The 12,007-nt window shown below is 43.0% G+C and carries 13 protein-coding genes; 5 read left to right on the forward strand and 8 right to left on the reverse strand.

Going from position 1 to position 12,007, the window contains the following annotated elements:
* Positions 1 to 180: 180 nt before the first annotated feature.
* Together ftsY and CAN34_RS09505 are read left to right on the forward strand one after the other, a co-directional pair.
* A complete protein-coding gene (ftsY, locus tag CAN34_RS09500) occupies positions 181 to 1,092 on the forward strand; it encodes a signal recognition particle-docking protein FtsY (protein ID WP_254423151.1) in 912 nt (303 codons plus the stop codon).
* A gap of 65 nt (positions 1,093 to 1,157) precedes the next feature.
* A complete protein-coding gene (locus CAN34_RS09505) occupies positions 1,158 to 1,730 on the forward strand; it encodes a methylated-DNA--[protein]-cysteine S-methyltransferase (protein WP_079691646.1) in 573 nt (190 codons plus the stop codon).
* 89 nt (positions 1,731 to 1,819) lie between these two features.
* Here CAN34_RS09505 and CAN34_RS09510 read toward each other — a convergent pair whose 3' ends face one another.
* On the reverse strand, positions 1,820 to 2,569 hold the full coding sequence (locus CAN34_RS09510) for a YebC/PmpR family DNA-binding transcriptional regulator (protein ID WP_089555439.1): 750 nt from the start codon (positions 2,567 to 2,569) through the stop codon (positions 1,820 to 1,822).
* Between the two features lie 342 nt (positions 2,570 to 2,911).
* On the opposite strand from CAN34_RS09510, the gene CAN34_RS09515 reads away from it, so the two are divergent.
* On the forward strand, positions 2,912 to 3,742 hold the full coding sequence (locus CAN34_RS09515) for an ion transporter (protein WP_089555440.1): 831 nt from the start codon (positions 2,912 to 2,914) through the stop codon (positions 3,740 to 3,742).
* A 37-nt stretch (positions 3,743 to 3,779) separates the two neighbouring features.
* On the opposite strand, the gene CAN34_RS09520 is transcribed toward CAN34_RS09515, so the two are convergent.
* Both CAN34_RS09520 and aroQ read right to left on the reverse strand, forming a co-directional pair.
* Positions 3,780 to 5,081 carry an AarF/ABC1/UbiB kinase family protein gene (locus CAN34_RS09520; RefSeq protein ID WP_089555441.1) on the reverse strand — a complete coding sequence of 434 codons (1,302 nt, stop codon included), beginning with the start codon at positions 5,079 to 5,081 and terminating at the stop codon, positions 3,780 to 3,782.
* A gap of 152 nt (positions 5,082 to 5,233) precedes the next feature.
* Complete coding sequence (gene aroQ, locus CAN34_RS09525; RefSeq protein WP_254423152.1) at positions 5,234 to 5,719, reverse strand: type II 3-dehydroquinate dehydratase; 486 nt, start codon at positions 5,717 to 5,719, stop codon at positions 5,234 to 5,236.
* Positions 5,720 to 6,320: 601 nt separating this feature from the next.
* On the opposite strand from aroQ, the gene CAN34_RS09530 reads away from it, so the two are divergent.
* Positions 6,321 to 6,536: a cold-shock protein gene (locus tag CAN34_RS09530; protein WP_011513806.1), complete on the forward strand. Its 216-nt coding sequence runs from the start codon at positions 6,321 to 6,323 to the stop codon at positions 6,534 to 6,536.
* A gap of 242 nt (positions 6,537 to 6,778) precedes the next feature.
* The gene (locus CAN34_RS09535; protein WP_174668359.1) at positions 6,779 to 7,969 is read left to right on the forward strand and encodes a DEAD/DEAH box helicase; all 1,191 of its coding nucleotides are present in this window, start codon (positions 6,779 to 6,781) and stop codon (positions 7,967 to 7,969) included.
* 99 nt (positions 7,970 to 8,068) lie between these two features.
* On the opposite strand, the gene CAN34_RS09540 is transcribed toward CAN34_RS09535, so the two are convergent.
* The 5 genes from CAN34_RS09540 to CAN34_RS09560 form a co-directional block, all read right to left on the reverse strand.
* On the reverse strand, positions 8,069 to 8,923 hold the full coding sequence (locus CAN34_RS09540) for a sulfite exporter TauE/SafE family protein (RefSeq protein WP_089555444.1): 855 nt from the start codon (positions 8,921 to 8,923) through the stop codon (positions 8,069 to 8,071).
* Positions 8,924 to 9,022: 99 nt separating this feature from the next.
* The gene (ccoS, locus tag CAN34_RS09545; RefSeq protein WP_089555445.1) at positions 9,023 to 9,316 is read right to left on the reverse strand and encodes a cbb3-type cytochrome oxidase assembly protein CcoS; all 294 of its coding nucleotides are present in this window, start codon (positions 9,314 to 9,316) and stop codon (positions 9,023 to 9,025) included.
* A gap of 130 nt (positions 9,317 to 9,446) precedes the next feature.
* A complete protein-coding gene (locus tag CAN34_RS09550; RefSeq protein WP_089555446.1) occupies positions 9,447 to 10,220 on the reverse strand; it encodes a YdcF family protein in 774 nt (257 codons plus the stop codon).
* Positions 10,210 to 11,250 (reverse strand): UDP-N-acetylmuramate dehydrogenase, encoded by a 1,041-nt coding sequence (gene murB / locus CAN34_RS09555; RefSeq protein WP_254423153.1) that lies wholly within the window; start codon positions 11,248 to 11,250, stop codon positions 10,210 to 10,212. Before murB ends, CAN34_RS09550 begins: the two co-directional genes overlap by 11 nt.
* 228 nt (positions 11,251 to 11,478) lie before the next feature.
* Positions 11,479 to 11,976, reverse strand: coding sequence for a low molecular weight protein-tyrosine-phosphatase (locus CAN34_RS09560; RefSeq protein ID WP_089555448.1), 498 nt, complete (start codon positions 11,974 to 11,976; stop codon positions 11,479 to 11,481).
* Positions 11,977 to 12,007 lie beyond the last annotated feature (31 nt).

Here is a 12,007-nt window from a genome sequence, read left to right on the forward strand (position 1 = left end):
TTACAAGACCAGTTAGGGGATCGTCCAAGCGTTACTGCTGCTAATACCAACACCAGTACCAACACAAACATAGGCAACGAGCCATCTGCCATTCAGCAAACAACGGCAGTAGAATCGCAAGAAACTAAAGAGTCGCAAGAGGATCAGGAAAACACGAAAAAAGGCAGCTGGTTTAACCGGATGAAAACGGGTCTGAGTAAGTCACGTAAAAACTTAGCCGAAGGTATGGTGAGCATCCTTATTGGTGGCAAAGAAATTGATGACGAGCTGCTAGAAGAAGTTGAAGACCAGCTGCTAGTAGCGGATATCGGTGTTAATGCTACCAATCGCATTATCAAGAGCTTAACTGAACAAACAGCCCGTGGTGATTTAATCTATGCGCATTCACTGTATAAGGCATTGCAAACCGAACTGGTTGATATCTTAACGCCAAAGGTTGCGCCGCTCGTCATTGATACCAGCAAAAAGCCATTCGTTATCCTAGTAGTAGGTGTTAATGGCGTGGGTAAGACCACGACTATCGGTAAACTTGCTAAACGTCTACAAGGTGAGGGTAAATCAGTGATGCTGGCTGCCGGTGATACTTTCCGCGCCGCTGCCACTGAACAGCTGCAAATATGGGGTGATCGCAATAACATTCCAGTCGTGGCGCAAGGTCATGGCTCTGATAGTGCCTCCGTCATCTTTGATGCTATGCAATCTGCTAAAGCAAAAAATATCGATGTATTGATTGCCGATACGGCTGGGCGTTTGCAAAATAAAACTCATCTAATGGCAGAGCTTGAAAAGGTAGTGCGGGTGATGCGTAAAGCCGATCCAAGTGCACCGCATGAAGGGATGATTGTACTTGATGCTGGCACAGGTCAAAATGCGATTAACCAAGTTGAGTTATTCAATAAAGTAGTGCCATTAACCGGTATTACGATTACCAAACTAGATGGTACTGCTAAAGGCGGTGTGGTCTTTAATATTGCTGAAACCACGGATGTGCCTATCCGTTATATTGGCGTTGGCGAGTCGATTGATGATTTACGTGCCTTTAGTCCAAAACAATTTGTCGCCGCACTTTTCGAGACTGATGATAAAGAATAGCGCTCAACAGTTCGTTTTAGCCAATAAACGAGTTTTGAGAATATAACGATTTGAGAGGAAAAGTCATGATAGTCACCACAGCAGCTTTTGGATCGCACCAGTTAACATTAATTGCTAGTGTCAATGAGCATAGCAGTCCTAAGCTGGTTGAAGTCAATTGGCTGCTGGCAGGTAACTCTTGGCACAGCTCAAAATCTATTCCCAAACTTAAAAAACACTATGGCCTTGTCGATCAGAGCTTCACATTCATAGATAAAGACAGCCTAAGCAAAAGCGAACCAGCTCAAGCTTTACTAATAGATGCTATAGCACAATTAGAGGGGTATTTTAAGGGTGAACGTCAGGGGTTCGATTTACCAATAGATGCAAGCTTGGGAACCAAGTTCCAGCAACGAGTTTGGCAGGCACTACAAGATATTGGTTATGGCGAGACCATCAGCTATGCAACGCTAGCAAAAAATGTAGATAATCCCAAAGGGTTTCGTGCGGTGGCCAATGCCAATGGTAAAAACCCCTTTAGCATTATCGTCCCTTGTCATCGAGTAATAGCTAGCGATGGTAAGCTTGGTGGTTATACAGGCGGCTTAGATAAGAAAGAGTATTTATTGGCCTTGGAAGGGGTGAGATGTAAATCATAATAAAGCCATATAAAACTGTGTTCTCATCAATTGAAAAAAGCCAAACGTTTTTAGCGTTTGGCTTTTTTGTGATTAGTAATCAATGAAAATTATTGCTCAAGCTGCGCCATAACGTCGTCTGAGAAGTTCACATTGCTATAAACCTCTTGTACGTCATCGATATCTTCTAACATATCAATCATTTTCATTACTTTTAAGGCGTCATCAATATTGTCAATCTCGGCACTGGTGGCTGGTGCCATGGTGACTTCAGCATTGTCAGATTCTAAGCCTGCCGCATTTAAGGCATCTTTAACTTGACCAAAATTTTCCCATTCAGTGATGACAAGAAGGCTTTCACCATCATTTTCAATATCAAGCGCGCCAGCATCTAACGCCGCCAGCATGACTTCTTCCTCTAAGCTGATATCGTTAAAAGTGATTTCACCGCGCTTGGTAAATAGATATGCCACTGAGCCTGAGGTACCAAGATTGCCCTCATTTTTGGTAAAAGCATGGCGCACTTCGCTGACCGTTCGGTTGAGGTTGTCAGTCAAGGTTTCGACTAATACTGCAACGCCACCGATACCATAGCCTTCATAGCTCACTTCATCCATATTGTCATTGTCATCGCCGCCTGTGCCGCGAGCCACTGCCCGATTGATGGTATCTCGAGTCATATTGACTGATAGGGCTTTTTCAATAACGGCACGCAAGCGTGGATTTTTATCAGGGTCAGGGTCACCTTGCTTGGCAGCAGAAACAATTTCACGAATAATTTTGGTAAATACTTTGCCTTTTACCGCATCCTGACGGGCTTTACGGTGTTTAATATTTGCCCATTTTGAATGGCCTGCCATATGACATCCTTAAGTGTTACGAGTTATGTATTATACGGATAAAAAAGTTATTGGTAAAATTTTTTGTACTTGTTGAGATGTTTTTATTTATGATTGCGCTGTTAATCTAAGGTAATCAATCTGTCAGTAAGTTGACGATTTGTATGTCGTTAATAGCGCTTTTTTGCTACACTGCTACTTTCTATCTACTGACCAACTATCGATTATCACTGTAGCGGTCAATAGCAATAATACTTCCAATATTATAAACCACTTTAGCGCATTTTGACCAACCTTGGCTTATTCATGCCATCCTAAATCGTTCGGTTTTATGCCCATTAATCTTGTGACTTTATTGACCCTATGAAGCAACCAAATACCGAAGCCATTACTCATTTACGTAACCGCATTCATATCATTATCGAAGGCACAGATACTCGTTTGGGTAAGCTGTTTGATATCATATTGCTGATTGCTATTTTAGCCAGTGTAGCCGTAGTGATGCTCGATAGTGTACTCTACATGCGCTTGCAATACGGCACATTGTTTTTTTATGCGGAATGGTTTTTTACTATTTTGTTTACAATCGAGTATAGCCTTAGGTTGTTTTCAGCGCCCAATCGATTCCGTTATGCGTTTAGCTTTTTTGGGGTAGTGGATTTATTGTCGGTACTACCAAGCTACTTAAGCCTACTATTTGGCGGTGTGCAGTATCTATTGGTTATTCGTATACTACGCATCTTACGTGTATTTCGCGTGCTCAAACTCGAAGTATACATGCAACAAGCAGGTTTTTTGGCTTCTGCGCTTAGAACCAGCCAGCAAAAAATTACGGTTTTTTTCTTATCATTGGTCTTATTGGTGACCATTTTTGGCTCGATTATCTACGTCGTAGAAGGGCCGGAGAACGGATTTACCAGTATTCCAGTGTCTATTTATTGGGCAGTTGTAACGGTAACCACAACCGGCTACGGCGATATGTCACCTAAGACGCCAATCGGGCAAGCGATTGCATCTATGGTGATGATAGCGGGTTACTCTATTATTGCCGTACCGACGGGTATTTTCACTGCTGAGCTGGCTCGTAATATGCGTCCGCAGCTGAACCCTATAGCCTGTCCAAACTGTGGTAAATTCGGTCATGCAGTCGCCGCAGATTTTTGTGATCGTTGTGGGCATGCGTTACACGTATAGCAAGCATTAAAATTTATTCTTCAGAGTCTATAATCACCTAGAATTCTATATATTCTTTAACCAGCGGTGATAAATCTATCACAACGCCTAGGTTGACTAGATTCCAGTATTGACCAGAAATCGTACGATCTAGCATCATCGTGGTTGCTGAGGGCTGGAACTGACCAAAATATTTCAGCGATGTGCGCATTTGTGCGATGGCTTCATGATGGGTTTGACTACTAGCAAAATCAAAAGCACCATCTTGATACGGTTCGATAGACATGGGTTTAAGCCCAATCTCTAGCCACTTCTCATAAAACTCACCAGGTACGATTTTATCATCATCACGGCGAATATCTAAGGCAATTAAGTCCTGCTCAAGTGCGGTCACATCACTTTTTAAGGCATGCTTGGCAAACCGGCGGAATAACTTCACTTCACTGTCACTATAGCTGCGAATACCACCGAAATCGTATGCCACAACACTACCATCAACTCGAAAAGCAAAGTTACCTGGGTGTGGATCACAGTGCATTCGGTATAAGCCAAACAGCTGTCCGGCGCTAAAATGGAACAGTCGCGCTGCAATTTTCTGTTTAATATCATTATCCCATGTCGATGCGACGGTCAGAGTCTCGCCCATCTCTTCAGTCAAGGTCAAAATCCGCTTGGAAGAATGACTGCTAATGACTTTAGGGATAATTAAGCCTTTATCTTCTGCATGAAAGGCGCCAAATACTCGTAGGTTATGCGCCTCTTTAATATAGTCGAGCTCATCATGTAAGCTTTGGCGAATCTCGTTAAATAGCTGTTCTTGCAATTGCTTACTCATATTCAGCACACCAGCGATTTTTAGCGCCATGCGGACTTGTTTAAGATCGCTATCACAGTTTTCATCGACATCAGGGTACTGTACTTTTACCACAACTCTTTGCCCAGATGGCAAAACCGCTCGATGCACTTGTCCGATAGAGGCGGCGGCAAATGGTGTTTCTTCAAACTCAGTAAACAACTCGTTAACAGGCGCTTTAAGCTCACGTTCAATTTGTGCACGTATCTGCGCATAAGGCATCGGCGGGGCGTCTTTTTGTAGCTTTTCTAAAGCGTTTGCGACTTCAGGCGGAAACACGTCTTTATACTGTGAGGCAATTTGCCCTACCTTCATAACCGCGCCTTTCATTTCACCAAGCGTTTCGGCGATTTGAATACCGACGTCTTGCATCAATTCTGAGCGCGCTTGTAGACGTTTTTCTTCGTCACTTGAGAGATGCCTTAATGAGTTTTTAGCTGCTTTGCCGGCGATACTTGCTGTCATACCAGCAAGTTTCATAAAGCGTTTTCCGGACGATTTTGCCATTCATATCACCATATAGTGGATTGTTTGCTCAGCCATAATTCTATTATTTTAATCAGCCAATTGCTGTTTAACTACTGTGCTAAAGGCCACGTTTTTTTGCTTGAGTTATTATATTTTTTATCGTTAATATCGATACAAGTAACCATAAGATATTAATCATTGAGTGTTATGGAATAAGTATTGGTTAGCCAATAATCTAATGCCATCTGATAACCTAAATGCCCTAGGCCACAAATAACGCCGACGGCCACATCACTGAAATAAGAATGTTGACGAAACGATTCACGGGCATGTACGTTAGATAAGTGAACTTCTATAAATGGTTTTTGTGTCGCCAAGAGTGCATCGCGTATCGCGACAGAGGTATGAGTAAAGGCGGCAGGGTTAATAATGATCGCGTCGACTTGAGCGCTGGCATCTGCTAGTAGTCCATGATGCTGAATCTCATCGACAAGTTTGCCTTCATGATTGGACTGACTGCAAACCAGTTCCACACCATGTGCTGCGGCGCGCTTGATTAAGGAGTTTTCAATATCCGGAAGGGTGGTATGACCGTAAATCTCAGGCTCACGTTTACCCAATAAATTCAGATTAACGCCATTAATTAACAGTAACTTATGCGTTAACTGATGCGTCAAGGCTATATCGTTTTTTTTATGAAAAGGTTTTGCCGTTTTTATTGATTGAGAAGGGGTGGTCATAATAATCTCTATGGCTATCAAGGGGCGAATAAATAATACAGGGCTTTTATAAGTGCTGGATAAATAGAATGGTCGTAGAATAGAAAATTCGACTGTCGCATAACAAGGGTCTAAAAATAATAACCTAAGCTGAGTATTCTAGTCTTTATCCCTTTATGATAACAGCTTGCCAGTTATGTTATAAAAAAACTACATCAAAAGCTAACCTAAGTGGCAAAAATCATGTTAAAAGTCTTTGTGTTGCTAAAAACCCGTGTTATGATATTTTTTACGCAATAAATATTACATGTTTGTTGCTCATTCTAGTTTGGTTGATTATTAACGCTTTTTTACTAACGTGGTTTTAGTTTTTTGCCAGAGGCTAGAAGTAGGAAATTTACTATACGCTAAATAATAAAAGGCATTATAAAACTTTTGTTTTTCGCTAATAGTAGGTGAAGTAGGACTCTTAAATTTTGATTTCATAATCTTAGTACCCGTTTATATGCAATGTTGCAAAGGAATTTGGGACTAAGTAAACTTTTTAGGAAGTAATATTATGTCAGCTCGTGAGCAAGGTATCGTTAAGTGGTTTAATGACTCAAAAGGCTTTGGTTTCATTCAACGTGATAGCGGAGAAGATATTTTTGTGCATTTCCGCGCGATCCAAGGTGATGGTTATCGCTCTCTAAAAGATGGCGAAAAGGTTGAGTTCAGCGTTGTAGAAGGTGATAAAGGCCTGCAAGCTGAAGAAGTCAGAAAAGTAGAAGAGTAATCGCTACAGTCATTATCGCAGTTTAGCTATAATGACTGTACAAACTACTGATATACTACTGAGTCAAGCCAGTCTTGTCTTACTTATGTTGAGTGTAATGCAGCATATTTTGTAAGACTATAAATGGGCTTGGCTTTTTTATGCTTATAAGTTTTACAGAGTTTTGCCTGACGGTCGCTATTGATTAGTGGTTATCGTTTAGTAGAGGCAGTTAAGCCTTATAATAAGCCATTTATTTATTGATGATATACAAGCGAATTATACAAAAGGATATTTTTTTGAGTAACTTTACGACGTTTACGGATTTGCCACTTTCAGCAGCTACTTTACGCGCGGTAGGCGATTTGGGTTTTACTAAACTGACACCCATTCAAGCACAGATACTACCGCATACCCTAGCAAATCAAGATGCTATTGGGCAAGCACAAACGGGTACTGGCAAGACGGCAACGTTTTTACTGACCATAATGGAGGCATTACTTAAGCGTCCTTTTGCAACGGATGAAGAGCGTTATTTAGGTGAGCCACGTGCAGTCGTTATGGCACCAACCCGTGAGCTTGCTCAGCAAATATTTGATGATTGTATCGCCTTGACCAAATACACCTCCTTACATAGCGTCTGTATTATGGGTGGGACCAATTATGAAACCCAGCAGCATGAGCTTGAGCGTCAATATGTCGATATTTTGGTTGCAACGCCTGGGCGTCTGATTGATTTAATGAATAAAGGCATGGTATATCTTGATCGTGTCGAAGTGTTGGTATTAGATGAAGCAGATCGCATGCTGGATATGGGTTTTATCCCAGACATCAAGCGTTTAGTCGGTCGTATGCCGCCCAATACCGATCGTCAAAGCTTGTTATTTTCTGCCACCTTTAACCAAGATGTGATGAATTTGGCTTATCGCTGGTTACATGAGCCACAGTTTGTCGAAATTGAGCCTGAGCATAAAACCAGTGAGCTGGTAGACCAGCATTTTTACTTGTTAACAGAAGATCAAAAGTTAGAAGCCTTAGAGCGTATCATCACTGATACCGCAGTAGAGAAGGTGATTGTTTTTGCCAATCGTAAGGATCAAGTAAAACGTCTGTACCATAAGCTACGCCAAGGGCATAAAATCGTCATGCTATCGGGCGATGTGATTCAACAGAAACGCGAAAAGTATTTACAGCGCTTCAAAGACGGTCATGCATCTATTTTGGTAGCGACCGATGTAGCAGGACGCGGTATTCATGTCGATGATGTTAGCCATGTGATTAACTATACGTTGCCAGATCAGCCAGATGATTATGTACACCGCATTGGTCGTACAGGGCGTGCTGGGCAAACAGGTATTAGCATTAGCTTTGTGAGTGAAGATGATGCTTTTAATATACCTGCACTAGAGAAGCATTTAGATACTAAGTTTAGTCTTAAGCAGTGGCAGCAGTAGCAACTCTTTAACTGCTGAGCATTAAAAAAGCCCTCAACAAATTGTTGAGGGCTTTTCTGTGTTGATATGTTTTTTTGCTATGATGATAATAACACTTAACTACTGAGTTTCTTCCATAGTCGTTGAGTCATCATTCATATTATGCATACTGTGGTCCATTTGGCTCATATCATGGCGAGTGGAGTCATCTGGGTCAGATATCATCGTAGCAGGACTGCTGTGCTGCATTGCCGCATGACTACCAGCACCATTAGTACCACTACTCATATCATGACCACCATGCATATTCATCATTATCATAGGGACAAAAGCGATGGCTAAGCCAGATAATACCATTATAGCGCCATTAAGCTGTCTTAAGCGAAAACGTCCAATCTTGTCACGCAACCAGCCGACCGTTTCGTGAGTGGCAACCAGCATCGGTACTGTTCCTAAACCAAAGACAAACATCAGCGCCGCGCCACTTAATGGGTTGTGAGCGACCACTGCGATAAGTAGGGCGCCATATACCAATCCACAAGGCAAAAATCCCCATAGAAGACCTGCAGATAATGCCCGCGGAAAGGTGTTTAGCGGAAACACTTTTTGGCGTACAGGGCTAAGATACTGCCAAAAGCGCATACCAAAACGCTCAAGCTTACTTAAAAATGGTGCGCCAAGCATAGTCACGCCGACAAATACCAGTACCAAGCCCAATAAAATACGCGGTAGACTGTTACCCTTCATTAAAGGCTCTAATAAGGTTGTGCCAATAAGTCCTGCGACTAAGCCCAAAAATGCATAGCTGGTTAGACGACCTAAATGATACGTCGCAACCAATGCACGGCGCTTAGCTGGGCTGACGTCTTTCATAGACAGACCAAATGCGGTCACTAGCCCGCCACACATACCTAAGCAATGCGGTGAACCAAAGAACCCCATTAACAATGCAGCAACCAGTAAAGCTGTAGTCATGGGAAGATTCTCCTAAAAATGGTAAAGGACGCACCGACTTATCTCTATCGTATCTAGCGAAAAAACAAGCAGGTAACGCATTTGTAAAATAGCCCGAGGCTATTTTTTTGGATTGCTATCTATATCAGAAGGATGGACTGATTCTATGTCAGCATTATTTATTTTATCATCAACTTTGTCAGTTGCAGCTGTATGCGTGTCTTGCTGAAGAGGCTCTGTGCGCTCATGAGCTTGTATGGTTTGCCGACGCTCTTGACGATCATCCAAGATAATACGCTGTGATGCGTTGTCTAAATCTTCGAATTGATTCGATTTTACGGCATAGCGCACTGCCCAAATCGCCACCACAAACAGCATGAGACTTAATGGAATTAATAAAAATATACTGAGCATGGCAAATCTCTTTAGTAGCAGTTTCTTTTATTATTATACACTTAATGCAAGTGTGGTGGAGAACCTGTAACGATAAAAGTAGGCGGGCAGATACTTATGAGATGATATTTTTCTCAACTAATAGCAAGCTCTATTCATCAGGTGCTTTTGCTACCTTACCTCTTGGTGTCATGAGCTGCTGTGAAGTCACATCTTTGGCTTGGCGACAGTTGGCTTGTGGACGTATCACATCACGTAGGTAAGCGGCAACTTCATAAACCGCGCGCCGTGAATGGCTTAAGTTTTGCGCCGGTTCCATCCAGTCACGTCTAACTGGCAAAGGGGCATTAATCGGAGTGCTGTTGATGCCGTTTAACGCAAACTGTCTGCGAGCACGAGCCATATGGTAGCGATCGGTAATAAGATAAACATGATAGAGGGGAATGCGCTTGGCGGTAAAGCGTGCATTTTCGCAGGTATTCATACTGGCATTTTCGCTGATTAAGCCATCAATACCATGTTCGATCAGCCACTGACCAAGCCAAGGCGCTTCAGCACCGCTTAGTACGATGGGCAGGGGTAGATCGTGATAGGCAGTCGCAGCGGTACGCGCACGATTGAGACTATAGCTATTTAGAATAATTTGATTATTATTGTCATTGGTCAGACCGCCACCTAACACAACATAGGCAGTCGGCGGCGAGCTCATGGCGGCAGATGGCATATTTGGTAAGGGTAAATGGGCTAAGATGTAAACAACGGCTTGTGAAAATAGTGGGGTAAACAAACTAATAAGTACTAAAATAACCGTCGTTGAGCCCAGCAAAAAGGTAGCATTGATAATCCGAAACAGCTTGATCATACGTTCAGCTGAACGCAAATAATGTCGCCATAGACGATTAGACCATGACTGTTTAGACCACATGCTCGTCATACCCGATGGAGCCATTAGCATTTACCCACACCGGCTCGCGCGATAATGGTATCGCAAATTTTTCATACACGACATCGGCGATATATCGCTGAGCTACTGCCACATCGTCTTGGTTTGATTGATAAGGGGCGTGATTGGTCAGCACTAAGGCTTGCTGCTGATGGGTAATAATAGGCGCTATACCGCCGCCTTTTAGACTCGCTTGCTCAATAAGCCAGCCAGCAGCGACTTTTACCATCGCCTCAGGCATGGCATAGCCAACGATAGCCGGATAAGAGGATTGCAGCGCGGTAAATTGGGCTTGAGGGATAATAGGGTTTTGAAAAAAACTGCCACAGTTTGGCAACTGTTTAGGGTCAGGCAGCTTCTGCTGACGGATATCGATAATGGCGTGCATGACGTCAGCTGGCGCAGGCTGCTTGCGACCTTGCTGCTCGGCATAACTTTGCGCGACGGTTTTTACATCGCCATAGCTGGCCAACACTTTTGTCGCATCTGTGTGCAAACGAAAACCCACGCGACTGATTAACCACGTATTGGGATGACGTTTAAAGAGGCTGTCGCGATAGCCAAACTTGCAGTCTGCCGCTGTTAGATGATGCCAAGTTTGGGTTGTTAAATGATAGGCGCGCACATACTGTAAGCTATCTTCTAGCTGGACACCATACGCACCGATATTTTGTACAGGAGCGGCACCAGTGAGACCAGGTATTAGCGCAAGATTTTCAAGTCCATACCAGCCTTGAGTCACAGTATGCACAACCAAGTCATGCCAATTTTCACCTGCCATGACTTCTATATCAACATGGCTATCTGTTTGCGCCGTCACATGGATACCGCGCATCTGTGGTTGCAATACGATAGCATTTAGCTGCGCGGGTAATAACACATTGCTACCGCCAGACAGTACGAATAATGGCTGCTTATGCTCTGCATCTTCTACATAGTTTGCCATAAAAGCATCAAGCTGTGCTTCATCGGTCAATGTCACGACAGCATCGGCAGTACACGCTAAAGCCATAGTATTGCTATGGGACAAATCCAATGTTGGACGGCATGATAAACTTGCTACGTCATCAGTTGGCAGCTCATACTGAGCATGTTTAGCACTGTAATTAAGGCGTGAAGCTGAGGTCATAACATAGCCTATGGGGCAAATAAACAAAAAATCATGCGGTGTTTATTATAAAGGATGCTGGGTATAAAAGTAGCAGAAATATCGCGCTTTATAACTAATATCTCTTCATAACTAGGATATCTTCCAGCTTTCGATCCACCCTTGTGCACTTGATTCAATGCGTTCAATCACGTCTTCAAACGCATCCGCATCGCCTGTATAAGGATCTGGCACATCGTCGCCGCCATAGGTAGGGTCTTCTTCACTGAATAACGCCAGCTTAGCTAAATTATTCTCTGTGTTTGCTATACCGTCTTTGATTGATTGCAGATCCGCTAAATTTTGCGCATCCATCGCTAAGATTAAATCAAAATCGCGAAAATCATCAATGCTGACTTGGCGCGCAACCAATTTATTGATGTTATAACCATGAGCTTTGGCATGGCGCTGTGCTCGTTCATCGGGCGCATGACCGATATGCCAATCACCCGTACCCGCTGAATCGACCTTCATTGACAGTCCTGCAATCGCTGCTTGCTGACGAAAAATCTCTTCGGCAGTTGGTGAGCGGCAAATATTCCCCAAGCAAACCAATAGGACAGATGAGGGAGTAGAGGCTTTGATTGGCATATGATGACCTTTTATAACAATAAATTATAAC

The organism is Psychrobacter sp. DAB_AL32B, from assembly GCF_002224105.1.
GTDB lineage: Bacteria > Pseudomonadota > Gammaproteobacteria > Pseudomonadales > Moraxellaceae > Psychrobacter.